The following is a 25,336-nucleotide window of genomic DNA, read 5'->3' as shown; positions in this document are numbered from 1 at the left end:
GGGCTCGGCACGGGCCGTGCCGGCCCGCCGGGGGGCGCGGCGTCAGAACTTGACGACCACCGAGGCGCCGAGCAGGTGGTTGTTCTTGCGGTAGCTGCCGTCCTTCACGTCCTCGAACACGGCCAGCGAGGCACCGTCGTAGCGGTACTCGAGCTTGAAGATCGTGTTCTCGTCGTAGAGGTAGTTGCCGCCGACCGTCAGCGCGTAGCGGTTGGCGCCCTTGGACGGATCGCCGACGACGATCGGATTGCCGTCTTCGTCGTAGCCGCTGAGCGCCCGGCCGATGCCGTTGGCACCGTCGTCGAAGCTGTAGCCGAGCAGGCCGCCGCCGTTCTTGCGGTTGTGGATGTAGTCGGCGCGCACCACGCCTTCCAGACGCGGCGTGATCTTGTAGGCCGCGGTCGTCGACAGGCCCCACCAGCGTGCGTCGCGCGGGCCGTCCTCCTGGTAGATCGCGGCCTTCTTCTGCTGGCCGTAGCTGATCTGGCCGAACAGCGAGAGGTCGCCCCGCGTGTAGTAGGCGTCGGCTTCGAGCAGGTGGACCTGGGTGCGCTCGCCTTCGGCGTCGGTGCCGTCGGCGGCGTAGTTGACGGTCTTGCCGTGCAGGCCGGTGAAGCCGAAGCCGCTGAACTCGCCCTTCGAGTAGTCGACGCGGTAGATCAGCGACGGCGACTTCTGGCCCCGGCCCTGGCGCGGCGTGTTGAAGTTGGCCAGGCCGACCTTGGCCACCCACTTGCCGCTGGTCAGCTCGTAGACCGCGCCGGTGTACGACGTCGGCGCCATGAAGTCGAACAGCAGGTTGTGGGTGACGAGCTTGTTGCCGTCGGGCAGCGTCATCTCGTAGCCAGTCCAGTCCGGGATCTGGCCCACCCAGAGGCGGTTCTGCAGGTCGCCCAACGGGATCGACACCGAGGCCTCGTGCACGATCGAGCCGCCGTTGGTCAGCGCGCCGGTGCCGCGTTCGGGCGCCAGCGTCAGGTGCCAGATCGTGCCGCCCTCGGTCTCCTTCAGGAAATCGAGCACGGCCATGCCGAAGTACGAGTTGTCGTAGGTGTAGCGGCCATCCTCGCCGTTGAGCAGCACGAAGGAGGCGTTGTCGGCGCGGCGGTTGTAGATCCAGGTCGGGTCGATCTGGCCACTGATCTTCAGGCCCTTGAAGCCCTGCATCTCGAGGTCGTCCTGCAGCGCCTCGGCCTTGGTGCCGATGCGCGCCAGCTCCTGCGCCTGCTCGGGCGTCATGCCCCACTGGCCGGGCTGCGGCGCGGCCGCGGGCTGCGCGGCGAGCTTCTTCTCGAGTTCGCCGACGCGGTCGCGCAGCGCACGCAGTTCCTTCAGCAGTTCCTCGTTGCTCTGGGCGGCCGCGGGGAAGGCGGCCCCGATCGCGATGACGAGGGCGGTCAGGCGGACGGGCTTCATCAGGATTCCTCCTCGGGTGGTCTTCGGATCCGGTTCGATGCTCAGGCGCGGGACGCGGCGGCCAGGTCCAGCAGACGCTGGCGCTCGCGACGGGCAATGACGTAGCTGGCGACGATCACGCCGATCGCGACGACGGCGACGGTGATCGCGGCGACGGCGTTGACGCTCGGGTTCAGCCCCAGGCGGGCACGCGAGAAGATGACCAGCGGCATCGTCGTCGCCCCGGGGCCGGACAGGAAGTTCGACAGCACGACGTCGTCCAGCGAGATCGTGAAGGTCAGCAGCCAGGCCGAGACCAGCGACTGGCCGATCATCGGCAGCGTCACCAGCCAGAAGACCTGGGCCGGGCGGGCGCCGAGGTCCATCGCCGCCTCCTCCAGCCGCGGGTTCAGGTCCTGCAGCCGCGACTGCACGACCACCGTCGCGTAGGCCATGCCGAGCAGCAGGTGGCCGATCCAGATCGTCGTCAGGCCGCGTTCGGGGAAGCCCAGCGCACGCTGCACGCTGACCAGCATCAGCAGCAGCGACAGGCCGACGACGACCTCGGGCATCACCAGCGGCGCGTTGACCATGCCGGAGAACACGGTGCGGCCGAAGAAGCGCTTGTACTTGACGAGCACGAAGGCCGCCAGCGTGCCCAGCACCACCGAGCCGCAGGCCGTCAGGAACGCGACCTTGAGGCTCAGCCACAGGCCCGAGATGATCTCGGTGTCGTGGATCAGCGACTGGTACCAGCGCAGCGTGAAGCCGCGCCAGACGTTGGGCAGCGGCGAGTCGTTGAACGAGTAGACGACCAGCGCGACGATGGGCACGAACAGGAAGGTGTAGCCCGCCGCCAGCCAGGCGCGCCCGAACCACAGGTTGAAACGCGAAGGCTTCATCGCTGTGCCTCCTGGGCTTCGGCCTGGTATTTGTTGAAGATCGCCAGCGGCACGATGATCAGCAGGATCATGATGACCGCGACGCTCGAGGCCATCGGCCAGTCGTTGTTGGAGAAGAACTCGTCCCAGATGACGCGGCCGATCATCAGCGTCTCGGGGCCGCCGAGCAGTTCGGGGATCACGTACTCGCCGACGCAGGGGATGAACACCAGCATCGAGCCGGCGATGATCCCGGCCTTGGACAGCGGCACGGTGATCTTCCAGAAGGCCACCCAGGGCGAGGCGCCGAGGTCGGCCGCCGCCTCCAGCAGCCGCAGGTCCATCTTGGACAGGTTGGCGTACAGCGGCAGGATCATGAACGGCAGGTAGGTGTAGACCATGCCGAGGATCAGCGAGAACGGCGTGTTCATCAGCTTGCCCGGCGCCGGGATCAGGCCGATGGCGGCCAGCAGCTGGTCCAGGCCGATGCCGACGACGAACTGGGCGACGACGCCGCCGTCGCTCAGCAGACCCTTCCAGGCGTAGACGCGCAGCAGGAACGAGGTCCAGAACGGCAGCATCACCAGCATCAGCAGCGCCGGCTGCACCGTGCTGCGCGCGCGTGCCATGAAGTAGGCGAACGGGTAGCCGATGGCCAGGCACAGCAGCGTCGTCGTCGCCGCGTACTGCACGCTGCTCAGGTAGGTGCGGAAGTAGAGGCTGTCCTCGGCGATGTAGAGGTAGTTGCCGAACTTCAGCGTCAGCTGGAAGACGCCGTCGGCGAAGCTGATCACGTCCTTGAACGCGACCGTCTCCATCTCGGAGACGCTGATCTTGCCGACGATCAGGAACGGGAACAGGAAGAACAGCAGCAGGAACGCGTACGGCAGCGCGATGACGAGCTGCCGGCCGTTGAACCAGGACTTCAGACGTTGCACGGCCGCGCTCACTGGGTGAGGACGACGTGGGCCGAACGAGACCAGTGCACCCAGACCTCGTCGCCCCAGGTGTAGCTCTCGTCGCGGTGACGCTGCGTGTTGGCCACGCTCACCTTGATCAGCGCGCCGCTGGGCAGCACGACGTGATAGACGGTGAACATGCCGAAGTACGACAGCTCCTTGATCTTGCCGGGGGCGCAGTTGAACTCGTGCTCGGCCGGCTGGTGGTGCGAGATGTGGATCTTCTCGGGGCGCAGGGCCACCGTGACCGGCATGCCCTCGGTGCCGGTGATGCCGTGGCCGACGAAGTGGCGGCAGTCGGCGCAGTCGATGACGACGTGGTCGGGCTCGTCGACGGTCAGCGTGCCGTCCATCAGGTTGACGTTGCCGATGAAGTCGGCGACGAAGCGCGTCGCCGGCGTCTCGTAGATCTCGCTGGGGGCGCCGACCTGCAGGAAGCGGCCTTCGGACATGATGGCCAGGCGGGTGGCCATCGTCATCGCCTCTTCCTGGTCGTGGGTGACCATCACGCAGGTCACGCCGACCTGCTCGATGATGTTGACGAGCTCGATCTGGGTCTGTTCGCGCAGCTTCTTATCGAGCGCGCCCATCGGCTCGTCGAGCAGCAGCAGTTGCGGCTGCTTGGCCAGGCTGCGCGCCAGCGCGACACGCTGCTGCTGGCCGCCGGAGAGCTGGTGCGGCTTGCGCTGGGCGTACTTGCCCAGCTGCACCAGCTTGAGCATGGCCTCGACACGTTCGGCGATGCGATCCTTGGGCTGGCCTTCGCGGCGCAGGCCGAAAGCGATGTTCTCCCACACCGTCAGGTGCGGGAAGAGCGCGTAGCTCTGGAACATCATGTTCATCGGCCGCTCGTACGGCGGCAGCGTCGCCAGGTCGACGCCGTTCAGCAGGATGCGCCCGGAGGTCGGCGTCTCGAAGCCGGCGAGCATGCGCAGCAGCGTGCTCTTGCCGCAGCCCGAGGGGCCGAGCAGGGCGAAGATCTCGCCCTTGGCGATGTCGACGTTGGCGTGGTTGACGGCACGGTGACCGTCGAAGTCCTTGACGACGTCCTGGATCTGCAGGAACTGCTTTTCTTTGTCGGTGGCAACCATCTCAGCGGCGGGCCTGTGTCTGTCTGAAGAAGGAAAAAGAACGAGCGGAAAGCGAGTCAAGCTGCCGCCGCGGACCGGCTCCGCCGGTCCGCTGGCGGCGCCCCCCCTCGGGGGGGAGCGCCGCAGGCGCTACGGGGGGCTCAAATCCCGGGGGCTACATCCCCGTCTTGAACGAGGTGAAGGTCCGGGTCATCAACCGGCGCAGGTCGTTGTTCAGCGAGTCCGGCGAAACCATGCGGGCCATGTCCGAGGGCGACAGGAAGACCGTCGGATTGTTGGCCACTTCGGGCTTCACGAACTTGCGCGACTCGGCGTTCGGGTTGGCGTAGAAGACCTTGTTGGTCAGCGACGCGTGCACCTCGGGGCGCAGGATGTAGTTGATGAACTTGTGCGCGTTGCCCGGACGCGGCGCGTCCGCCGGGATCACCATCACGTCGAAGAACAGCAGGCCGCCGGTCTTCGGGATCAGCGCCTCGATCTTCTGGCCGGTCTTGCCGTCGATCGCCCGCTGGCGCGCGATGTTGATGTCACCCGACCAGCCCAGCGCCAGGCAGATCGAGCCGTTGGCCATGTCGTTGATGTAGCCCGACGAGCTGAACAGCGTGATGTGCGGTCGCACGCTCTTCAGCAGCTGGCCGGCCGCGGCGTAGTCGCTCGGCGTCTTGCTGAACGAGGGCTTGCCCAGGTAGTGCAGCGCCGCGGGCACGACCTCGGAGGCCGAGTCCAGGAAGCTGACGCCGCAGCTCTTGAGCTTGGAGATGTACTCGGGCTTGAAGACCAGGTCCCAGGCGTTGTCGGGCATCGGCATCGAGCCCAGCGCCGCCTTGACCTTGTCGACGTTGATGCCGACCGTCGTGTAGCCCCACAGCCAGTCGACCATGTACTCGTTGCCCGGGTCCATCTTGGCCAGTGCCGCCTGCACCGCCGGGTCGAGGTTCTTCAGGTTCGGGATCTGCGCCTTGTCCAGCTTACGCAGCAGGCCGCCTTCGAGCTGCAGCTTGGCCCAGTTGGACGACGGCACGACGATGTCGTAGCCCGTCTTGCCCGCCACCAGCTTGGCGTGCACGATCTCGTTGTTGTCGAAGTTGTCGTACCGGACCTTGATCCCGGTTTCCTTCTCGAAGTTGCGGATCGTGTCCTCGGCGATGTAGTCCGACCAGTTGTAGACGTTCAGGATCTTTTCTTCTTCCTGGGCGAACACGGACGAGCAGGCCAGGGCCAAGCCTGCCATCGCTAGGACGGACTTCAAGTTCATGAGGGAACCTCCGAAGGGGTGGGGATTGTCGTGAACAGCGCGCGAGTCTAAGACAGCTAGGACAGCCAGCCGCCCGCCTTGGCGTCGGCAAGCGTCAGATCCAGGCAACGACGGATCAGACCCATCATCTCGTCGATCTGCTGCCGGGTGATCACGAGCGGGGGCGCGATGATCATCCGGTCACCGACCGCCCGCATGATCAGGCCTTCGCGGAAGCAGTGGCCCCGGCAGACCATGCCGATCTCCACGGACTCGGGGAAGGGCGTGCCCGTCGCCTTGTCTTTGGCCAGCAGGATCGCCCCCATCAGCCCGCAGCTTTCCGCGTCGGCGACCAGCGGATGGTCGCGCAGCGTCGCGAACTGGCTCGCAAGATACGGGCCGACGTCGTCGCGAACGTGCTCCACCAGCTTCAGCTCGCGCATCAGCTTGATGTTGGCCAGGGCCACCGCGCAGGCCACCGGGTGGCCGCTGTAGGTGTAGCCGTGGTTGAACTCGCCGCCCTTCTCGATCAGCACCTTGGCGATGCGCTCGCCGACCATCACGCCGCCCAGCGGCACGTAGCCGCTGGTCACGCCCTTGGCGAAGGTCATCAGGTCGGGCCTGGTGCCCATGGTCTCGCAGCCGAACCAGCGGCCGGTGCGGCCGAAGCCGCAGATGACCTCGTCGCTGACCAGCAGGATGCCGTACTGGTCGCAGATGCGCTGGACTTCGGGCCAGTAGGTCGCCGGCGGGATGATGACGCCGCCGGCGCCCTGGATCGGCTCGCCGATGAAGGCGGCGACTCGCTCGGGCCCGAGCTCGAGGATCTTGGCTTCGAGCCAGCGTGCGGCGACGAGGCCGAACTCGTCGCGCGACAGGCCCTTGCCGTGTTCGTGCCAGTAGGGCTGGCCGATGTGCACGATGCCGGGGATCGGCAGCCCGCCCTGGGCGTGCATGCCGCTCATGCCGCCCAGCGAGGCGCCGGCCATCGTCGAGCCGTGATAGGCGTTGTCGCGGCTGATGATGACCTGGCGCTCGGGCTGGCCGAGCAGGTCCCAGTAGCGGCGCACCATGCGCACCACGGTGTCGTTGCCTTCGCTGCCCGAGCCGCTGAAGAAGACGTGCTGGAATTGCGGCGGCGTCACCTCGGCCAGCAGCTCGGCCAGCTCGATGGCCGGCGGCGTCGCGGTCTGGAAGAAGGCGTTGTAGAACGGCAGCTGCTTGAGCTGCGCGGTCGCGGCGTCGACCAGCGCCTGCTGGCCGTAGCCGACGTTGACGCACCACAGCCCGCTCATCGCGTCGAGGATCTTGTGGCCCTCGGTATCCCAGAGGTAGATGTTCTCGGTGCGTTCGATGACGCGGGCTCCCTTGCGCGACAGCGCCTGGAAGTCGGTGAACGGGTGCAGGAAGTGCGCCGCGTCGGCGGCCTGCCATTCCCGGGTGGTGCGTTGCGTGGACATCGGGCTTCCTTCAGACGTGGAGCAGCAGGTGTTCACGCTCCCAGGGCGAGATCACCTTCATGAATTCGGCGTGCTCGATCTCCTTCACCTCGGTGTAGACGGTGATGAAGTCCTCGCCGAGCACACGCGCGAGCTCGCGCTCGTCGCGCAGCAACGTCAGCGCCTCGCCCAGGCTGCGGGGCAGGGCGTACTCGCCGAGATAGGCGTCGCCCTTGCACTCGGCCGAGGGCTCGATGCGGTGCTGGATGCCGAGCCAGCCGCAGGCCAGCGTCGCGGCCAGTGCGACGTAGGGGTTGGCGTCGGCGCCGATGACGCGGTTCTCGATGCGGCGCGCGTTGGGCGATGCCACCGGGCTGCGGATGCCGACGGTGCGGTTGTCGGTGCCCCACTGGATGTTGATCGGCGCCGCGGTGAAGCGCGCCAGCCGGCGGTAGCTGTTGACGTAGGGCGCGAACAGCGCCATCGCCGCCGGGATGTACTTCTGCAGGCCGCCGATGTACCAGTAGAACTCCTTGCTCGGCGTGCCGTCGTCGTTGCTGAAGATGTTGCGGCCGTCGCTCTTGCGCACGATGCTCTGGTGCACGTGCATCGCGCTGCCCGGCTCGCCGGCGATCGGCTTGGCCATGAAGGTCGCGAACATGTCGTGGCGCAGCGCCGCCTCGCGCACCGTGCGCTTGAAGAGGAAGACCTCGTCGGCCAGGCCCAGCGGGTGGGCGTGGAAGAAGTTGATCTCCATCTGCCCGGCGCCGATCTCGTGGATCAGCGTGTCCACGTTCAGGCCCATCTTCTCGCAGTAGTCGTAGACGTCCTCGAACAGCGGGTCGAACTCGTTGACCGCGTCGATCGAATACGCCTGGCGAGAGGTCTCGCTGCGGCCGCTGCGGCCGACCGGCGGCTTCAGCGGCACGTCGGGGTCGGTGTTGCGCGCCACGAGATAGAACTCGAGCTCGGGCGCCACCACCGGCTCCAGCCCGAGATCGGCGTACAGGTCGCAGACGCGGCGCAGCACCGAACGCGGCGCGAACGGCACGAGCTTGCCTTCGCGGTCGTAGCAGTCGTGGATGACCTGCGCCGTCGGGTCGCTCGCCCAGGGCACGATGCGCACCGTCGTCGGGTCCGGCTGCAGGTGCATGTCGCGGTCGGTCGGCGTGATGACGTCGTAGTACGGCCCCTCCTCGGGGAACTCGCCGGTCACGCCCATCGCGACGATGGCCTCGGGCAGCCGCATGCCGCGGTCTTCGGTGAACTTCTCGCGCGGCAGGATCTTGCCGCGGGCCACGCCGGTGAGGTCGGGCACCAGGCACTCGATCTCGGTGACGCGGTTCTTGTCGAGCCACTGTTCGAGCTCGCTGAAGGTGTAGGGATCTTTCTTGACCATGGGGTACCTGTCTTCGCTGTCGGCGCGCCGCGATCGAAGGGGCGGCGCACGAAACCCTGTCGTTCAAGCGGCAGGGACGCGAGGCAAGGGCCCGCGCACCCGGTCGCGGTAGGCACGCACGGCGACGCCGAACGCGTTGAAGAGCTGGACCGAGACGGGGTTGTCTGCGGCACGCCACTCGGGGTGCCACTGGACGCAGAGGTTGAAGCCCGGCGCGGCGGGCTGGGTGAAGGCTTCGACGAGACCGTCGGGCGCATGGGCCTCGGCGCGCAGGCCGGGCGCGAGCTCACGCACGCCCTGACCGTGCACCGAGTTGACCTCGAAGTGCTCGCGCCCGGTGATCGCCGCCAGCATGCCGCCGGCGACGACGTCGACACGGTGCGCCAGGTCGTACTGAATCGCCGCCGGCTGGTCGGCCGGCGCGCGGTGGTCGTGGCGGCCCTCGGCCTGGTGCACCGCCTGGTACAGCGTGCCGCCGAGCGCGACGTTGGCTTCCTGGAAGCCGCGGCAGATGCCGAACAGCGGCACGCCGCGTTCGAGCGCCCGCCGGATCAGCGGCAGCGTCCAGGCGTCGCGGTCCGGGTCCAGCGGCAGCGAGGTGTCGAGCACCGTCTCGTTGAAATGCGAGGGGTGCACGTTGGATTGCGAGCCCGTCAGCAGGACGCCGTCGCAGGTGTCCAGCAGCGCGTCGATCTCGTCGGGCCCGAAGGGCGGTGCGATCAGCGGCAAGGCGCCGGCGAGGCGCACGGCGTCGACGTACTTGCGTCCGGCGACGTGGAGCGGGTGTTCGCCCGAGGGGCGATTGCAGCTGGTGACGAGAACGACGGGCGTGCTTTGACTCATGAAGTAGCGAGGGTCAGCCTAGGATGTCCCGCAGCCTATACCAGGCCATGCCGAGCACCAATGCGGGTGTACGCAGCATCCGGCCACCGGGGAAGGCCCGGTGGCGCAGCCTGGCGAAGACGTCGAAGCGGGACGCGTCGCCGGCGATCGCCTCGGCGACGAGGCGGCCGGCCATTCCGGTCAGGGCGAGCCCGTGACCGGAGAAACCTTGCAGGTAGTAGACGTTGGGCGCGCCGGCGAGACGGCCGAAGTCGGGCGCGCGGTTCATCGAGATGTCGACGAAGCCGCCCCAGGCGTAGTCGACCTGGGCCGACGCGAGCTGGGGGAAGCTCAGCAGCATGCGCTGGCGCATGCTCTGTGCGAGGTTGGACGGCGTCAGCGTGCTGTAGCTGACGCGGCCGCCGTAGAGCATGCGGTTGTCGTCGGTGGTGCGGAAGTAGTCGAGCACGAAGTTGGTGTCGCAGACCGCCGATCGCGACGGGATCAGCCGGTCGGCCACCGCGTCGTCGAGCACGCTGCTGCACGCAATGTACGTGCCGACCGGCATGATGCGCGGCTCCAGCGCCGGCGCCAGTCCCGAGAGGTACACGTTGCCGGCGAGCAGCACGCGCCGGGCGTGCACCTCGCCGCCGGCGGTGCGCAGCACGGCCGGCTCGCCCGGCGTCATCGAGACCACCGGGCTGTGTTCGTGCAGGCGCACGCCGGCCTCGGCGGCCGCGCGCGCGATGCCCAGCGCGTACTTCAGCGGATGCAGGTGCCCGGAGCGCGGGTCGTGCACGCCGCTGTGGAAACGCGGGCTGTCGATCCAGTCGCGCACCTCGGCGTGGCCGACGCGGGTCAGCGGGTAGCCGTAGACCGAGTCCATGCGGTCGGCCCATTCGGCGAGTTCGGCGCCCTTGCGGGCGTTGGTCGCCAGGCCGAGGTAGCCGTCGCGCCATTCGCACTCGATGTCGTGGCGGGCGATGCGCTCGCGGATCAGGTCCAGCGCCTCGATCGATATCGCCCAGACACGTTTGGCTTCGTCCAGGCCGAGCTGGGCCTCGATCGTGGCCTGGTCGCAGGCCAGGCCGTGGATCGCCTGGCCGCCGTTGCGGCCGCTGCCGCCCCAGGCGAGCTGGCGGCCTTCGAGCAGCACGACGTCGAAGCCGCGCTGGCGCAGCTCCAGCGCCGCCGACAGCCCGGCCAGACCGCCGCCGACGACGGCGACGTCGCAGCTCGTCGTGCCGGTCAGCGGTGCATGGCCGGGGCCACGCGCCGCGGTCGCCGCGTAATAGGAGTCGCGGGCCAGGTCCTGGTCCGTGTCGAGCAGCGGCATCGCGGCGGCCTCCGGGCGTCCGTGCGTCAGGCCAGGCGGCGCAGGGCCGTGCGGATCGTCTCGACGATGCGGTCGATCTGCGCCGTCTCGATGATCAGCGGCGGCGACAGCGCGATGACGTCACCGGTGGTGCGGATCAGCACGCCCTGCTCGTAGCAATCGAGGAAGGCGTCGAAGGCGCGCTTGCCGGGCTCGCCCGGGCGCGTGGCCAGCTCGATGCCGCCGACGAAGCCGACGTTGCGCACGTCGACGACATGCGGCTCGCCCTTCAGCGAATGCACCGCCTGCGCGAAGTGGCCGCCGAGCTCGGTGGCGCGGGTCAGCAGGCCTTCCTCGGCGTAGGTGTCGAGTGTCGCCAGGCCGGCGGCGCAGGCCAGCGGGTGGCCGGAATAGGTGTAGCCGTGGGCGAACTCGATCAGGTGCTCGGGCCCGTTCATGAAGGTGTCGTGGATCGTGTCCTTGACGAGCACGGCCCCCATCGGCACGGTGCCGTTGGTCACGCCCTTGGCCAGCGTCACGAGGTCGGGCGTCACGCCGAAGGTCTGTGCCGCGAAGGGCTGGCCGGTGCGGCCGAAACCGGTGATGACCTCGTCGAAGATCAGCAGGATGCCGTGGCGGTCGCAGATCTCGCGCAGGCGCTGCAGGTAGCCCTGGGGCGGCAGCAGCACACCGGTGGAGCCGGCGACCGGCTCGACGATGACCGCGGCGATCGTCGACGCGTCGTGCAGCGCGACCAGGCGCTCCAGGTCGTCGGCGAGTTCGGCGCCGTGCGCGGGCTGGCCGACGCTGAAGGCGTTGCGCGCCGGGTCGTGGGTGTGGCGGATGTGGTCGACACCCCCCAGCAGCGTGCCGAAGACCTTGCGGTTGCCGACGATGCCGCCGACCGAGATGCCGCCGAAGTTGACGCCGTGGTAACCACGCTCGCGGCCGATCAGCCGCGTGCGGCTGCCTTCACCGCGCGCGCGGTGATAGGCCAGCGCGATCTTCAGCGCCGTCTCGACCGACTCGGAGCCCGAGTTCGTGAAGAAGACGTGGTCCAGCCCGGCCGGTGCCAGCTTGGCGAGACGGTCGGCGAGCTCGAACGCCTTGGGGTGCGCCATCTGGAACGGCGGCGCGTAGTCCAGTTCGGCGGCCTGGGCCTGGATGGCCTGCACGATCTTCGGCCGCGCGTGGCCGGCGTTGACGCACCACAGGCCGGCCACGCCATCGAGGATCTGGCGGCCACGGTCGTCCCAGTAGTACATGCCTTCCGAGCGGGTCAGCAGGCGCGGAGCCTTCTTGAACTGCCGGTTGGCGGTGAAGGGCATCCAGTAGGCGGAAAGATCCTGAGTCATGGCGGTGTTCCGGGGTGGCGCCAAGGCCGGCGCCGGGTGTTTCGACGTGGGAAGACGGGTGCGGGACCCGGCCTCAGTCTAGCCAGGACCGTTAGCAATGTGCGTGCTCGGTCGATGCGGGTTGGCCCGTGGCAACGCACTATGATGCGATCGAACTGACGGAAGGCGCAATTTCATGCGAACTAGCGAAGCATCGTCGCAATGGCCTGCCAAACTCGACGCGATCGACCGGGCCATCCTGCAGGAACTGCAGATCGACGGCCGGCTGTCCAACGTCGACCTCGCGCAGCGTGTTCACCTGTCGCCGTCGGCCTGCCTGCGGCGCGTCAAGGCGCTGGAGGAGCAGGGCGTCGTCGACCGCTACGTCGCGCTGCTCAATCCACGCGCCATCGGTCGCCACGGCACGAGCTACACCATCGTCAACCTGGAGAGCACGCAGCCAGGCAAGCTCGAAGCCTTCGAGCGCGCGGTGAAGGACACGCCGGAGATCCTCGACTGCTTCTACGTCGCCGGGGCCAACGACTACCTGGTGCGCTTCACCTACCGCGACGCCGAGGACCTGGAGCGTTTCCACGCCGAGGTGCTGCCCCGCCTGCCCGGCGTGGTGCGCTCCAACTCCATGTTGGTGCTGCGCACCGTGAAGAAGACCAGCGCCTTGCCGCTGTGACGCCACAACGAAAACGGGCGCCCTCGGGCGCCCGCGTCGGCTGGAGAGGATGCCGCTCAGCCGCGCGACTTCGCGCCTTCCTCCAGCGAAGCCTGGTGGCGCCGGGCCGCCGGGTAGACCAGCGACTCCTCCAGGCCGATGTGCTCGTAGTAGAGCGCGGTGAAGACCGGCAGCGCGTGGCGCAGCATCACCAGGTCGTACCAGTTGTAGCCCTCGGCGATGGCCTCGATCTGCGGCGCCAGCTCCAGCCAGTCTTCCTCGAGCCAGCCGTGGTCCTGCTGCAGACGCTTGATGCTCTGCACCAGTTCGGCATCGCCCTTGGCCAGCAGCTGCGGGAAGACGAAACGCTCTTCGTCGGCGTGGTGCTGGCGGGCGTGGCCGCTGAAGAACGCGTGGATCTCGGCGGCGCTGGCGCGCGCCACCTCGTCGGCACCGTTCTCGTCGATGTGCGCCAGCAGGCGGTCGAACTGGCCCAGCACCTCGATCACGCGGGCATGCGTGCGGTCGAGCGCCTCGAAAGGCGGAACCGGCGGCGCCGGGATGCGGGCGGGACGGGCCTTGGTTCCAGAGCTAGCAACCATCGCGACTCCTTCAGGGTTTTCCTGATTGTTCGAACGAGCAAAGTGTCGGACTTGCGCGGGATCAAGTTCGGTTCGCCGTCACCGGCGCACCGCTCCTGCTCCGGTCGGGGCCTGGGACAGCCGGCCGGACAGGTAGGTCCAGACGAAGGTCGCGGCGGCCGACGACGCGAGTTCCGCATGATCGTACGGCGGCGAGACCTCGACGCAATCCATGCCCACGAAAGCAAGGTCTGCCCACTCCTCGAGCAGCGTCAGCACCTGGTTGGTGCTCATGCCGCCCGGTTCCGGGGTGCCGGTGCCGGGCGCGAACGCCGGATCCAGGCAGTCGATGTCCAGCGACAGATAGACCGGCGGCATGCCGTGCGCGGCGAAACGCTCGCGCACCGCGGCCAGCACCGGAGCCAGTTGCGCCGGGCTTTCCAGGCCGCGCAGCTCGCGCGCGCCGAAGAACAGGCCGCCCCGGTCGGGCACGTAGTCGCGGGCCTCGCGCACCGCGGCCGAGCGGATGCCGACCTGGACGAAGCAGGCAGGATCGACCAGGCCTTCGACGAAGGCCTCGTGCACCCAGGTGCCGTGGCCCGAGGGCTCGCCGAAGTGGTCTTCCCAGGTGTCGCAATGGGCGTCGAAATGGATCACCGCCAGCGGCCGGCCGAGCCGGGCGCGGTACTCGCGCAGCAGCGGCAGCGTCATCGAGTGGTCGCCGCCCAGCCAGGCCATGTGGTGGGAGGCGATCAGTTCCGCCGCCGCGGGCTGCAGCGCACGCCGCATGCCCTCGATCGAGGTGTTGGGCAGCGGCAGGTCGCCGGCGTCGGCCAGCGCGCCGATCGGCGACGTGCCGAACAGCGGATGCGTGGCGTCGCACAGCATGTGGCTGGCGGCGCGGATCGCGCGTGGCCCGAAGCGTGCACCGGGCCGGTTGGTCACCGCGCCGTCCCAGGCGACGCCGGCGACGCAGAACGGCATCTCCGGCGCGGCCTCGCGCGTCGGCACCTTCAGGAACGAGGCGTGATCGGAAAGGAAGGCGAAGTGGCTCATCGGACGGGAGGGCAGCGGCGCGATCGCGCCGCCGTGGCAGCCATCATAAGGAAGCGCGGGCGATGAAGCCGGTGCTCGTGCTGCAGCACCAGTCGAGCGACGGGCCGGCCTTTCTGGCGACGTGGCTGCGCGCGCGTGGCGTCGCCTTCGAGGTCCGCAACGCCGAGGCCGGAGAGGCCTTCCCCGAATCGACCGAAGCCTATGCCGCGCTGGCCCTGCTGGGCGGCGAGATGAGCGCCAACGACCCGCTGTCGGCGCTGCGCGCCGGCGAGCGCCTGATCCTCGACGCGATGCAGCGCTCGCGGCCGGTGATCGGCCACTGCCTCGGCGGGCAGCTGATGGCGCGGGCACTCGGTGCGCGTGTCGTCGAGTCGCCGGCCCCCGAGATCGGCTGGTTGCCGATCGACGTCGCCGACTCGGACGTCGCGCGCGCCTGGTTCGGCGAGGCGCCGCAGCACACGGTCTTCCAGTGGCACTACGAGGCGTTCGAGCTGCCGCGTGACGCCGTGCGCCTGGCCGGCAGCGCAGCCTGTCCGAACCAGGCCTTCGCGATCGGCCCGCACCTGGCGCTGCAGTTCCATGTCGAGCAGGACGCCGAGAAGCTGGCGCGATGGTCGTGCGACGACGGCCCGCGCTATCGGCAGGCGCTCGGAGCGCATGCCAGCGTGCAGGACGGCGAGGCCATGCGTCGGCACGGCCTCGCCGCACTGGCCGCGCAGCAAGGCCTGGCCGATGGCTTTTACCGGCGCTGGCTGGCGGCGAGCGGCATCGATCTCACGTGATGGAAGGCTTCTTCCGCATCGCGGGATCGGGCGACGCTGCACCGCAGCAAAATGCGCCATATGAAAGAAAGCGATCTCGCATCGCGGGAATGTCTTGCTAAGTCGTTGATTTGTCGAGACTCAATCTTTTGTCTTATATAAGACAGAAGTCTTGGCATCGCGCGTCGCGAAGGGTACGCTTGCGTCATCGTTTCTCCCTTGGACCAGGAGTCTTCCGATGACGCAACCGACCCGCGAACAACAGGCCGCCGCACTCGAAAAAGAGTGGGCCGAGAACCCGCGCTGGAAAGGCATCAAGCGCGGCTACACCGCCGCCGACGTGGTGCGCCTGCGCGGCTCGCTCGCCATCGAGCACACGCTGGCCAAGCGTGGTGCCGAGAAGCTGTGGACGCTGATCAACAACGAGCCGTTCATCAACGCGCTCGGCGCGCTCACCGGCAACCAGGCGATGCAGCAGGTCAAGGCCGGCCTGAAGGCGATCTACCTGTCGGGCTGGCAGGTCGCCGGTGACGCCAACAGCAACGGCGAGATGTATCCCGACCAGTCGCTGTACTCGGTGGACTCGGTGCCCAAGGTCGTCAAGCGCATCAACGCGACCTTCCAGCGTGCCGACCAGATCCAGTGGAGCGAAGGCAAGAACGACATCGACTTCTTCGCGCCCATCGTCGCCGACGCCGAAGCCGGCTTCGGCGGCGTGCTCAACGCCTTCGAGCTGATGAAGGCCATGATCGACGCCGGTGCTGCCGGCGTGCACTTCGAGGACCAGCTCGCCGCCGTCAAGAAGTGCGGCCACATGGGTGGCAAGGTGCTGGTGCCGACGCGTGAAGCGATCAGCAAGCTCGTCGCCGCCCGCCTGGCCGCCGACGTGATGGGCACGCCGACCGTGCTGCTGGCGCGCACCGACGCCGAGGCCGCCGACCTGGTGACCAGCGACGTCGACGAGAACGACCAGCCCTTCCTGACCGGCGAGCGCACCGTCGAAGGCTTCTTCCGCACGAAGAACGGCCTCGAGCAGTCGATCAGCCGCGGCCTGGCCTACGCGCCGTACGCCGACCTGATCTGGTGCGAGACCGGCAAGCCCGACCTGGCGTTCGCCAAGGCCTTTGCCGACGCGATCCACGCAAAGTTCCCGGGCAAGCTGCTGGCCTACAACTGCTCGCCGTCGTTCAACTGGAAGAAGAACCTCGACGACGCGACGATCGCCAAGTTCCAGCGCGAGCTGGGCGCGATGGGCTACAAGTTCCAGTTCATCACGTTGGCCGGCTTCCACAGCCTGAACTACGGCATGTTCGACCTGGCCTACGGCTACGCCCGCGACAACATGACCGCCTTCGTCGAGCTGCAGCAGAAGGAGTTCGCCGCCGCCGAGCGTGGTTTCACCGCGGTGAAGCACCAGCGCGAGGTCGGCACCGGCTACTTCGACGCCGTGACGACGACGATCGAGAAGCAGGCCTCGACGGCCGCGCTGAAGGGTTCGACCGAGGACGAGCAGTTCCTCGACGGCGCGCACTGACGCGCCCCGCGCCGGGCCGCAGCGCCCGGCGCGCAACCGGTTCCGAGAGGAAGCCAGAGGAGGCAGGCGAACGGCACGGCCCGCGAGGGTCGTGCCGTTTTGCCATGCGAAGTCGGGATTTGCCCCGCGGGAAGCCCGGCGGCGTAGCATGGGTCGCCAGGAGGTGACTCGATGAAAGTCGGAATCATCGGCGGCGGTTATGTCGGCGCCAGCGTGGCGGTCTCGCTGCTGCACGGCGGCGTCACGCGTGAACTGCTGCTGCACGACCGCGACGCCGCGCGCGCCGAAGGCGAGGCGATGGACCTCGCGCAAGGCGCGCCGTACTACCCGCGCGCGACGGTGCGTGCCGTCGACCTCGACGAGGTCTCGCGTTGCGACGTCGTCGTCTTCGCCGCTGGCCGCAACGGCCGTCCTGGCGAATCGCGGCTGCAGCTGCTGGCCGACAACTTCCGCGTCGCCAGCGACATCGGCCGCGTCGTCGGCCGCCATGCGGGGATCATCGTCGCGATCTCCAACCCGGTCGATGTGCTGACGCGCGTGCTGCAGCAGTCCTCGGGGCTGCCGCCGGAACGAGTCTTCGGCACCGGCACGATGCTCGACACCGCGCGCCTGCGCCGGGCGCTGGCCGAACGGCTGGCGGTGGACTCGCGTTCGGTGCACGCCCAGGTGCTGGGCGAACACGGCGACTCGGAGATCGTGCAATGGTCCGGCGCCCAGGTCGGCGGCCGGCCGCTGCGCGACTGGCCGGGCTGGACGCGCGACGACGAACAGCGCCTGGGCCACGAGGTCAAGCGCGCGGCCTACGAGATCATCCAGCGCAAGGGGGTCACCAACCACGCGATTGGCCTGGTGACGGCCGACCTGGTGCGCGCCATCGTGCGTGACGAGCACCGCGTGCTGACCGTCACGCGCTGCCACGCGGGCGAGGGGCTGGACGGTGTCGCGCTGTCGCTGCCGGCGATCGTCGGCCGCGACGGCGCGACGAAGGTGATCCCGCCGTCGCTCGCCGACGACGAAGCCGAGGCCCTGGCGCATTCGGCGCAGGTGCTGCGCGACGCCTGGTCGCAGCTGACCCCGGGCTGAACTACATCGACGCTTCGAGCATTGCGAGGTAGTCCTCGGCGCTGGCCAGCCGCGGATTGGTCTTGTGGCAGTGGTCGGCCAGCGCGCCGGCCACGACCTTGTCGAACAGCTCGCGCGTGACGCCCATCTCGGCCAGCCGCGCCGGCAGGCCGAGGCGGGCATTGAGCGCGCGCACGGCCTCGGCGACTTCGGCGCCGTCGTCGCCGCAACCCGGCAGGCCCATCGCCTGCGCCAGGCGCTGCATGCGCTTGTCGCGACGCACCGACTCGGCCTTGGCGTTGAAACACAGCACCGCCGGCAGGAAGACCGCGTTCAGGCTGCCGTGGTGCAGCCGCGGGTCGGCACCGCCCAGCGCGTGGCTCAGCGAATGCACGCAGCCCAGGCCTTTCTGGAAGGCCAGCGCGCCCTGCATGCTGGCGCTCATCATGTTCCAGCGCGCCTCGCGGTCCTGGCCGTCGCGGGTCGCACGTTCGATGTGCGCCCAGCCGCGTGCCAGGCCATCGAGCGCGATGCCATCGGCCGGCGGGATCGGCGCCGGCGCGAGAAAGGTCTCGATGCAGTGCGCGATCGCGTCCATGCCGGTGGCCGCGGTCAGCTTCGGGGGCAGCGCCCGCGTCAGCTCGGGGTCGAGCAGCGCGGCCTTGGGCACCAGATGCCAGCTGTGGAAACCCAGCTTGCGGCCGTCGTCGACGATGACGATCGCGCCGCGTGCGACCTCGCTGCCGGTGCCGGCGGTCGTCGGCACCGCGATCAGCGGCGCGACACGCTCGCTGATGCGTGCGCTGCCGCCTTCGATCGTCGCGTAGTGCGCCAGCGGGCCGTCGTGCGTCGCGGCGATCGCGACGCCCTTGGCCAGGTCGATCGACGAGCCGCCACCGACGGCCACCAGCCCGTCGCAGCCGTGTTCGCGCCAGACGCGCACGGCCTCGCGCACCGCGGCTTCGGTCGGGTTGGACGGCGTGCCGTCGTAGACCGCGTGCGGCAGGTCGCCGAGCGCGTCCAGCGCCGGCTGCAGCACGCCGGCAGCACGCACGCCGGCGTCGGTGACGACGAGCGGGCGGCGCATGCCGGTGCGTTCGCACTCGGCGCGCAGCAGGCGCACCGCGCCGAAATCGAGGTCGATCTGGGTGACATAGAACATTCGGGCCATCGGGCCAGTATCCTCGCGGCCACCTTGGGAACGCATCTGCTGAAACCCGCAATGGCGGGCCTGCTCGAACGCATCCGCCGCGCCGAGCGCAGGCCCTTCCATGCGATGGAACCCGCGGCCGCCCGCGCCGCCTACGAAACCGCCGCCGAAGTGCTGGACCTGCCGCGTGCGCCGCTGGCCCGTGTCGAGGACTTCACGATCCCCGCCGCCGACGGCACGGCGCTGCGCGCGCGGCTCTACGCGCCGTCGCACGAACGCCTGCCGCTGCTGCTGTACCTGCATGGCGGCGGCTTCGTCGTCGGCAGCCTGGAGACCCACGACAGCCTGTGCCGCCAGCTCGCGCGGCGCAGCGGCGGCGCCGTCGTCGCGCTGGACTACCGCCTGGCGCCCGAACACCGTTTCCCGACCGCGGTCGACGACGCCTGGGCGGCGATGGCCTGGCTGGCGGCGAACGCCGGCACGCTGGGGTTGGACGGCTCCCGGCTGGCGGTCGGCGGCGACAGCGCCGGCGGCACGCTGGCCGCGGTCTGCGCGATCCACGCCCGCGACCTCGGCCTGCCGCTGGCGCTGCAACTGCTGGTGACGCCGGGCACGACGGCGCACGCCGACACCGCCAGCCACACGCTGTTCGCCAACGGCTTTCTGATCGACGCCGCGACGATCGCCTGGTTCTTCGACCACTACATCGACTTCCACCACCGCTGCGACTGGCGTTTCGCGCCGCTGGAGGCCGAGGACCTGGACGGCGTCTCGCCGGCCTGCCTGCTGCTGGCCGAGTGCGACCCGCTGGTCGACGAAGGCCTCGCCTACGCCGACCGGCTGCGCCTCGCCGGCGTGCCGGTGGCGCTGGAGATCGCGCGCGGTTTGACCCACGACTTCATCAAGATGGGCCGCGCGCTGCCCGAGGCCACGACGGCCCTCGAACAGGCTGCCGCGGCGCTGCAACACGCCTGGAACCCATGACGACGCACGACACCTTCCGATCGCCGACGACGCTGCGCGTCGGCACCTGGGCCGAACTCGGCACCGACGCGCAGGCCGTGCGCAGCGCGGTCTTTGTCGTCGAGCAGGGCATCCCGGCCGAACTGGAATGGGACGCGGCCGACGCCGGCGCGCTGCATGTCGTCGCCTACGTCGACGGCGTGCCGGTGGCCACGGGGCGCTGGCTGACCAGCGACGAGCCGGGCGTGGTGCGCGTGGGCCGCATGGCCGTGCTGGCGCCGCACCGAGGCGGTGGTCTCGGCCGCCGGGTGCTCGACGCCCTGATCGACGCCGCGCGTGCCGCGGGCCACGCCACGGTGATGCTGCACGCGCAAGAGAGCGCGATCGGCTTCTACGACCGGGCGGGGTTCGAGGCCGTCGGCCCGAGCTTCGTCGAGGCCGGCATCGTGCACCAGGAGATGCGCCGCCGGATCTGAGCCGGTGCGCGGCGCAAGTTCAGGCCAGCGGCACGAAGCGCTCGACGTGGCGCTCGCCGACGATCCACGGTGCCAGCGCCGCCGCCAGGTGCGCCTCGGCGGTGTCGGCCTCGCGTTCGTCAGCAGCGCCGTGCACTTCCATCAGCGTCGCCAGGCCGTCTCGGACCTCTGGCCGGCGCAACAGCTCGACGGCAAAGGGCAGCGCTGCGAAGGCGGCGCGCGCCGCCACCGCGCAAGCCTCGACGTCGCGTTCGGCGACGCGGTAGTAGACGTAACGCCGCGCCGGCGCGGCCATCAGGCCTCGGCCGCCGGGATGGCGTAGGGCAGGGCGGCCGGGCGCAGCGCCGGGCCGTCGGCGGCCCCCAGATGCAGCGCGACACCGTCGGCCAGCGCGGCGATCTTGGTTTCGGCCAGCACCGCCCAGGCGCCGGAGCCGTCGGGCGACGGCGCCGCGGCGACGACCATGCCGGCCGGCTGTGCCGGATCGTCGGCGGCATAGACGTCCTGGCCAGGGGCGGCCGGGGCGTCGGCGTCGAACAGGAAGGCGCGGCGCTTGAGCGTGCCGCGGTACTGGCTGCGCGCGACGATCTCCTGGCCGGGGTAGCAGCCCTTCTGGAAGTTGACGCCGCCGACGAGTTCCAGGTTCACCATCTGCGGCACGAACTGCTCGACGGTGGCGGCGACGATGCGCGGCACCGCGCTCTGCACCTCCAGCCAGGCCCAGGCTTCGGGCGCCAGCGCCGGCAGTGCCGGCGGCTCGGCGCCGGCGAACAGCCAGCGCGGCACGCCGTGCACGTCGTCCAGGCGCAGAACCTCGCTGGCCTCGTCGGGCGCGACGCGCCGCCAGGCCGCAGCCGGCGCCCCGGCACCGAGCGCGGCCGCCGCCGCGTCACCGGCCAGCCCCCACAGCGGCCATTCGGCGCTGGCGTCCTCGAGCTGGCACTGGGCGCGCAGCACGAACATCTTCAGGCGCTTGAGCACGGCCGGCAGCAGGTCGGCGCTGCAGGCCAGCAGGAACTCGGCCGGGCCGCGGCGCCAGACGACGAAACTGGCCAGCAGCCGGCCCTTGGCCGAGCAGTAACCGGCGAGGCGCACGGTGCCCGCATCCAGGCGCAGAACCTCCTGCGTCAACTGGCCTTGCAGAAAGGCGGCGGCATCGTTGCCGGAGGCCCGGACCACGCCCCAGTCGGTCAGACGAACGGCACCCTGGAGCTTTGACATGGCAGCGACGGTTGACTTCATGCGGCCCATTATCATCGCCGCCCATGTCTAGAAGGGGGTCCGGCTCGGGCCGGTGGCAGGCTGCGATCCTGTCCTTGTTGCTGCTGCCGCTGGTCGGCGTGGTCATCGCGCTGTGGTGGCTCGGCCGCCCGCTGGAGCTGGCCGCGCCGACGGTGGAAGTCTCGGTCGAAGCCGGCACGCCGCCGCGGCAGATCGCCGAGGCCTGGGTGCGCGCCGGTGTCGTCACGTCGCCGCGCCTGCTCTACGAGTGGTTCCGCTGGTCGGGCGAGGCGCGCCGCATCCGCGCCGGCAGTTATGCCGTCGAACCCGGCGCGACGCCGCGCACGCTGCTGGCCAAGATGGTCGAGGGTGACGAGCAGCTCGCCACCGTGCGCCTGATCGAAGGCTGGACCTGGCGCCAGTTCCGTGCCGAGCTCGCCAAGGCGCCGCGGCTGAAGCCGACCACCGCGCAGATGAGCGACGCCGAGCTGATGGCCGCGATCGGCGCGCCCGGCATCGCGCCCGAAGGCCGCTTCTTCCCCGACACCTACGCCTACAGCGTCGGCGTCAGCGACCTGCTGGTGTTGAAGCGCGCCTACGCCAAGATGCAGCAGGAACTGGACGCTGCCTGGGCCGAACGCGCCGCCGACCTGCCGCTGAAGACGCCCGAGCAGGCGCTGACGCTGGCCTCGATCGTCGAGAAGGAGACCGGCCGCGAGGCCGACCGTTCGCTGGTTGCCGGCGTGTTCACCAACCGGCTGCGTGTCGGCATGCCGCTGCAGACCGACCCGACCGTCATCTACGGCCTGGGCGAACGTTTCGACGGCAACCTGCGCCGCGTGCACCTGGAAACCGACGGCCCGTTCAACACCTACACCCGTCCCGGCCTGCCGCCGACGCCGATCGCGATGCCCGGGCGCGCCTCGCTGCGCGCCGCGGTGCAGCCGGCGGCGACCAAGGCGCTGTACTTCGTCGCCCGCGGCGACGGCAGCAGCCAGTTCAGCGAAACGCTGGACGCCCATAATCGCGCGGTGAACCAGTTCCAGCGCGGCCGCAAGTGACGGCGGGCCGCTTCCTCAGCTTCGAAGGCATCGACGGCGCCGGCAAGAGCTCGCACATCGAGTGGCTGGCCGGCTGGCTGCGCGAGCGTGGCCGCGAGGTGCTGGTGACGCGCGAGCCCGGCGGCACCGAACTCGCCGAACGCCTGCGCGAACTGGTGCTGCACCAGCCGATGGACGCGCTGACCGAGGCGCTGCTGGTCTTTGCCGCACGTCGCGACCACCTCGCCACGCGCATCGAGCCGGCGCTGGCTGCGGGTGCCGTCGTGCTTTGCGACCGTTTCACCGACGCGACCTTCGCCTACCAGGGCGCCGGCCGCGGCTTCGACCTCGGCGTGCTCGCCACGCTGGAAACCTGGGTCCAGCAGGGCCGCCAGCCCGACCTGACCGTGTGGTTCGACCTGCCGCCGGCGGTCGCTGCCGCGCGCCGCGCCGCGGTGCGTGCACCCGACCGCTTCGAGAGCCAGGACGAGGCCTTCTTCGAGCGTGTGCGCTCGGGTTACGCCCGCCGCGCCGCGGCCGACCCGGGCCGCTTCGTGATCCTCGACGCCGCAGCCACGCCCGACGCGGTGCGGGCGCAGCTCGAAGCCGCCTTGGAGTCTCGCGGCCCGTGGTGAACCTGGTCGTCGACGAACACGGCGCGCCGCCGCTGCCCTGGCTGGCCGCGCCGCTGGCCGACACGCTGGCACGCCAGCGCGGCCACGCGCTGCTGCTGCACGGCGCGGCCGGTGTCGGCACGCTGCATTTCGCCGTCGCGCTGGCGCAGAGCTGGCTGTGCGAGGGCCACGACGGCCATCCGCGCCCGGCCTGCGGCCGCTGCCCGAGCTGCCATCTCGTGCAGAGCAAGCTGCACCCGGACCTGCTGGTGCTGATGCCTGCGACGGCCCGCCAGAGCCATGCCTGGCCGGCCCCGGGGGACAAGACCGAGGACGAAGGCAAGAAGAAACCCAGCCGCCAGATCCGCATCGACGAGATCCGCCACGCGATCGACTGGGTGGCGCGCACCACCTCGCGCGGCCGCGGCAAGGTCGTCGTGCTGCATCCGGCCGAGGCGATCAACCTGCAGGCCGCCAACGCGCTGCTGAAGACGCTGGAGGAGCCGCCGCCCGGCACCCGGCTGCTGCTCGGCGCCGGCGACCCGCAGCACCTGCTGCCCACCGTGCGCAGCCGCTGCCACCGCGTCGCGCTGGCCGCCCCGCCGACGGCGCAGGCGCTGGACTGGCTGGCCGGGCAGGGCGTCGCCGAACCCGAGGTGCTGCTGGCCGCCGCCGCCGGCCGGCCGCTGGATGCCCAGGCGCTGGCTGCCGACGGTGTCAGCGCCGCGGCCTGGCGCGCGCTGCCGGCGGCGCTGGCGCGCGGCCAGGCGCAGGCCGTTTCGGGCTGGCCGGTGCCGCGCATCGTCGACGCGCTGCAGAAGCTCTGCCACGACGCGGCGGCGATCGGCGCGGGCGCCGCGCCGCGTTACTTCCCGGCCGGCAGCGTGCCGCGTGCGCGCAGCCCGCAGGCGCTGCACGACTGGCATCAGGCGCTGCAGCGCGTCGCCCGCCACGACGAGCACCCCTGGCACGAGCCGCTGCTGGTCGACGCGCTGGTCGCCCAGGCGAGCGCCGCGCTTACACTGCGCGCATGACAGATCGCGTGCCGTCGAGACTTGGCGGGCTGGGCCCGGCCACGGCGCCAGCCGGCCTGCAGAGCCGCCCCAGCGTGATCCAGCTGGTGTTCCGCGAGAAGGGCGCGCTGTACGCGGCCTACATCCCCTTTCTCAGCGAAGGCGGGCTGTTCGTGCCGACCACGCGTGACTACCGGCTGGGCGACGACATCTACCTGCTGCTGTCGCTGCCCGAGGACCCGCAGCGTTATCCGGTGGCCGGCAAGGTCGCCTGGATCACCCCGGCCAACGCCTCCGGCGGCCGCACCCAGGGCGTCGGCGTGCGTTTCCCGGCCGACGAGAAGACCCGCGCGTTGCGGCTGAAGATCGAGGAAGTGCTCGGCACGTCGATCTCCTCGTCCAAGCCGACGCAGACGATCTGACCCCGTCGTGACACCCGGCCGGCGCGAGCACGGCCCTGCATTGCCCATGTTCGTCGACTCGCACTGCCACCTGACGTTTCCTGAACTGCACGGCCGCGTCGACGCCGTGCTGGCCGACATGGCCGCCGCCGGCGTGCACGCCGCGCTGACGATCTGCACCACGCTCGAGGAGTTCGAGGCCGTGCATGCGCTGGCGCTGGCCCACCGCGAGCTGTGGTGCAGCGTCGGCGTGCATCCCGACACCGAAGGCCAGGCCGAGCCCGACCTGTCGACGCTGGTGGCGCTGGCCCGCCGCGACCGTGTCGTCGCCATCGGCGAGACCGGGCTGGACTACTACCGGCTCAACGGCCGCAGCCTGGCCGACATGGCGTGGCAGCGCGAGCGTTTCCGCGTGCACATCCGCGCCGCGCGCGAGACCGGCCTGCCGCTGGTCGTGCACACGCGGTCGTCGGCCGAGGACACGCTGGCGATCCTGAAAGAGGAGGGCGCGGAGGCGGTCGGCGGCGTCTTCCACTGCTTCACCGAGACGCGCGAGGTCGCGCGTGCGGCGCTGGACCTGGGGTTCCACATCTCGTTCTCCGGCATCCTGACCTTCCGCAACGCCGAGGAGTTGCGCGCGGTGGCGCTGGAGGTGCCGCTCGATCGCTGCCTGATCGAGACCGACAGTCCCTACCTGGCCCCGGTGCCGCACCGTGGCAGGACCAACGAGCCGGCCTACGTCGCCCACGTCGCGGCCAGGCTCGCCGAGCTCAAGGGGCTGGACCCGGCCGAGGTGGGCGCCGCGACGACACGCAACTTCGAGCGGCTGTTCAGGGTCTCGACGGCCTCTGCGCAGGCTTGAGAAGGCACTTCAGCTTCAGGCCGCAAGCTGCCGTCCTGAAATGAGTTTTCTCGGAAGATCGGGATC

At 70.0% G+C, this 25,336-nt stretch carries 26 protein-coding genes; 11 read left to right on the top strand and 15 right to left on the bottom strand.

Going from position 1 to position 25,336, the window contains the following annotated elements; translation table 11 throughout:
* Positions 1 to 42 precede the first annotated feature (42 nt).
* The 10 genes from LOC65_RS11775 to LOC65_RS11730 all read right to left on the bottom strand — a co-directional run bounded on the left by LOC65_RS11775 (position 43) and on the right by LOC65_RS11730 (position 11,890).
* Entirely contained in the window at positions 43 to 1,416 is a 1,374-nt protein-coding gene (locus LOC65_RS11775; protein WP_009856944.1) for a DUF3138 family protein, read from the bottom strand.
* Positions 1,417 to 1,457: 41 nt separating this feature from the next.
* Positions 1,458 to 2,297, bottom strand: a complete 840-nt coding sequence (locus tag LOC65_RS11770) for an ABC transporter permease subunit (RefSeq protein WP_164964198.1) — start codon at positions 2,295 to 2,297, stop codon at positions 1,458 to 1,460.
* Positions 2,294 to 3,214, bottom strand: a complete 921-nt coding sequence (locus LOC65_RS11765; RefSeq protein ID WP_037289828.1) for an ABC transporter permease subunit — start codon at positions 3,212 to 3,214, stop codon at positions 2,294 to 2,296. The genes LOC65_RS11770 and LOC65_RS11765 overlap by 4 nt, the downstream gene beginning before the upstream one ends.
* A gap of 8 nt (positions 3,215 to 3,222) precedes the next feature.
* Positions 3,223 to 4,326, bottom strand: a complete 1,104-nt coding sequence (locus LOC65_RS11760; protein ID WP_009856941.1) for an ABC transporter ATP-binding protein — start codon at positions 4,324 to 4,326, stop codon at positions 3,223 to 3,225.
* Between the two features lie 154 nt (positions 4,327 to 4,480).
* Positions 4,481 to 5,581: a polyamine ABC transporter substrate-binding protein gene (locus tag LOC65_RS11755; protein WP_029718364.1), complete on the bottom strand. Its 1,101-nt coding sequence runs from the start codon at positions 5,579 to 5,581 to the stop codon at positions 4,481 to 4,483.
* A gap of 56 nt (positions 5,582 to 5,637) precedes the next feature.
* A complete protein-coding gene (locus LOC65_RS11750) occupies positions 5,638 to 7,020 on the bottom strand; it encodes an aspartate aminotransferase family protein (protein WP_230247603.1) in 1,383 nt (460 codons plus the stop codon).
* Positions 7,021 to 7,030: 10 nt separating this feature from the next.
* The gene (locus tag LOC65_RS11745; protein ID WP_009856938.1) at positions 7,031 to 8,398 is read right to left on the bottom strand and encodes a glutamine synthetase family protein; all 1,368 of its coding nucleotides are present in this window, start codon (positions 8,396 to 8,398) and stop codon (positions 7,031 to 7,033) included.
* A gap of 63 nt (positions 8,399 to 8,461) precedes the next feature.
* Positions 8,462 to 9,241: a gamma-glutamyl-gamma-aminobutyrate hydrolase family protein gene (locus tag LOC65_RS11740; protein WP_230247602.1), complete on the bottom strand. Its 780-nt coding sequence runs from the start codon at positions 9,239 to 9,241 to the stop codon at positions 8,462 to 8,464.
* A gap of 13 nt (positions 9,242 to 9,254) precedes the next feature.
* The gene (locus LOC65_RS11735) at positions 9,255 to 10,556 is read right to left on the bottom strand and encodes an FAD-binding oxidoreductase (RefSeq protein WP_230247601.1); all 1,302 of its coding nucleotides are present in this window, start codon (positions 10,554 to 10,556) and stop codon (positions 9,255 to 9,257) included.
* A 26-nt stretch (positions 10,557 to 10,582) separates the two neighbouring features.
* Positions 10,583 to 11,890, bottom strand: a complete 1,308-nt coding sequence (locus LOC65_RS11730) for an aspartate aminotransferase family protein (RefSeq protein WP_164964202.1) — start codon at positions 11,888 to 11,890, stop codon at positions 10,583 to 10,585.
* Between the two features lie 175 nt (positions 11,891 to 12,065).
* On the opposite strand from LOC65_RS11730, the gene LOC65_RS11725 reads away from it, so the two are divergent.
* Positions 12,066 to 12,557, top strand: coding sequence for an Lrp/AsnC family transcriptional regulator (locus LOC65_RS11725; RefSeq protein WP_230247600.1), 492 nt, complete (start codon positions 12,066 to 12,068; stop codon positions 12,555 to 12,557).
* Positions 12,558 to 12,613: 56 nt separating this feature from the next.
* On the opposite strand, the gene LOC65_RS11720 is transcribed toward LOC65_RS11725, so the two are convergent.
* Together LOC65_RS11720 and LOC65_RS11715 are read right to left on the bottom strand one after the other, a co-directional pair.
* Positions 12,614 to 13,138: a hemerythrin domain-containing protein gene (locus LOC65_RS11720; protein ID WP_029718366.1), complete on the bottom strand. Its 525-nt coding sequence runs from the start codon at positions 13,136 to 13,138 to the stop codon at positions 12,614 to 12,616.
* A gap of 78 nt (positions 13,139 to 13,216) precedes the next feature.
* Entirely contained in the window at positions 13,217 to 14,173 is a 957-nt protein-coding gene (locus tag LOC65_RS11715; protein WP_230247599.1) for an agmatinase, read from the bottom strand.
* 62 nt (positions 14,174 to 14,235) lie between these two features.
* Between LOC65_RS11715 and LOC65_RS11710 the strand changes: the two genes are divergently transcribed.
* The 3 genes from LOC65_RS11710 to LOC65_RS11700 all read left to right on the top strand — a co-directional run bounded on the left by LOC65_RS11710 (position 14,236) and on the right by LOC65_RS11700 (position 17,551).
* Positions 14,236 to 14,955, top strand: coding sequence for a type 1 glutamine amidotransferase (locus tag LOC65_RS11710; RefSeq protein ID WP_230247598.1), 720 nt, complete (start codon positions 14,236 to 14,238; stop codon positions 14,953 to 14,955).
* A gap of 217 nt (positions 14,956 to 15,172) precedes the next feature.
* A complete protein-coding gene (aceA, locus tag LOC65_RS11705) occupies positions 15,173 to 16,468 on the top strand; it encodes an isocitrate lyase (protein ID WP_009856930.1) in 1,296 nt (431 codons plus the stop codon).
* A 171-nt stretch (positions 16,469 to 16,639) separates the two neighbouring features.
* The gene (locus tag LOC65_RS11700) at positions 16,640 to 17,551 is read left to right on the top strand and encodes a lactate/malate family dehydrogenase (protein WP_230247597.1); all 912 of its coding nucleotides are present in this window, start codon (positions 16,640 to 16,642) and stop codon (positions 17,549 to 17,551) included.
* A 1-nt stretch (position 17,552) separates the two neighbouring features.
* Here LOC65_RS11700 and LOC65_RS11695 read toward each other — a convergent pair whose 3' ends face one another.
* A complete protein-coding gene (locus tag LOC65_RS11695; protein ID WP_230247596.1) occupies positions 17,553 to 18,701 on the bottom strand; it encodes an iron-containing alcohol dehydrogenase in 1,149 nt (382 codons plus the stop codon).
* Positions 18,702 to 18,752: 51 nt separating this feature from the next.
* Between LOC65_RS11695 and LOC65_RS11690 the strand changes: the two genes are divergently transcribed.
* Both LOC65_RS11690 and LOC65_RS11685 read left to right on the top strand, forming a co-directional pair.
* Entirely contained in the window at positions 18,753 to 19,664 is a 912-nt protein-coding gene (locus LOC65_RS11690; RefSeq protein ID WP_230247595.1) for an alpha/beta hydrolase, read from the top strand.
* Complete coding sequence (locus LOC65_RS11685) at positions 19,661 to 20,119, top strand: GNAT family N-acetyltransferase (protein WP_230247594.1); 459 nt, start codon at positions 19,661 to 19,663, stop codon at positions 20,117 to 20,119. Before LOC65_RS11690 ends, LOC65_RS11685 begins: the two co-directional genes overlap by 4 nt.
* A gap of 19 nt (positions 20,120 to 20,138) precedes the next feature.
* Here LOC65_RS11685 and LOC65_RS11680 read toward each other — a convergent pair whose 3' ends face one another.
* Both LOC65_RS11680 and LOC65_RS11675 read right to left on the bottom strand, forming a co-directional pair.
* Positions 20,139 to 20,414: a DUF4936 family protein gene (locus tag LOC65_RS11680; RefSeq protein ID WP_230247593.1), complete on the bottom strand. Its 276-nt coding sequence runs from the start codon at positions 20,412 to 20,414 to the stop codon at positions 20,139 to 20,141.
* Positions 20,414 to 21,340, bottom strand: a complete 927-nt coding sequence (locus LOC65_RS11675; RefSeq protein WP_230247592.1) for a folate-binding protein YgfZ — start codon at positions 21,338 to 21,340, stop codon at positions 20,414 to 20,416. Before LOC65_RS11675 ends, LOC65_RS11680 begins: the two co-directional genes overlap by 1 nt.
* A 44-nt stretch (positions 21,341 to 21,384) precedes the next feature.
* Between LOC65_RS11675 and mltG the strand changes: the two genes are divergently transcribed.
* Genes mltG through LOC65_RS11650 form a run of 5 tightly spaced genes read left to right on the top strand, consistent with a single transcriptional unit; the run spans position 21,385 to position 25,270 of the window.
* A complete protein-coding gene (gene mltG, locus LOC65_RS11670) occupies positions 21,385 to 22,401 on the top strand; it encodes an endolytic transglycosylase MltG (RefSeq protein ID WP_310731945.1) in 1,017 nt (338 codons plus the stop codon).
* Entirely contained in the window at positions 22,398 to 23,015 is a 618-nt protein-coding gene (gene tmk / locus LOC65_RS11665; RefSeq protein ID WP_230247591.1) for a dTMP kinase, read from the top strand. Before mltG ends, tmk begins: the two co-directional genes overlap by 4 nt.
* On the top strand, positions 23,012 to 24,028 hold the full coding sequence (locus LOC65_RS11660; RefSeq protein WP_230247590.1) for a DNA polymerase III subunit delta': 1,017 nt from the start codon (positions 23,012 to 23,014) through the stop codon (positions 24,026 to 24,028). The genes tmk and LOC65_RS11660 overlap by 4 nt, the downstream gene beginning before the upstream one ends.
* Positions 24,025 to 24,429, top strand: a complete 405-nt coding sequence (locus LOC65_RS11655; RefSeq protein ID WP_050801748.1) for a PilZ domain-containing protein — start codon at positions 24,025 to 24,027, stop codon at positions 24,427 to 24,429. The genes LOC65_RS11660 and LOC65_RS11655 overlap by 4 nt, the downstream gene beginning before the upstream one ends.
* A gap of 46 nt (positions 24,430 to 24,475) precedes the next feature.
* Complete coding sequence (locus LOC65_RS11650; RefSeq protein ID WP_009856919.1) at positions 24,476 to 25,270, top strand: TatD family hydrolase; 795 nt, start codon at positions 24,476 to 24,478, stop codon at positions 25,268 to 25,270.
* Positions 25,271 to 25,336: the final 66 nt, after the last annotated feature.

It is taken from the genome of Rubrivivax sp. JA1055, from assembly GCF_020966565.1.
Lineage (GTDB): Bacteria > Pseudomonadota > Gammaproteobacteria > Burkholderiales > Burkholderiaceae_C > Rubrivivax > Rubrivivax benzoatilyticus.
Note: the sequence above shows the minus strand (reverse complement) of the source record. Positions and strands in the feature narration are given on the sequence as shown.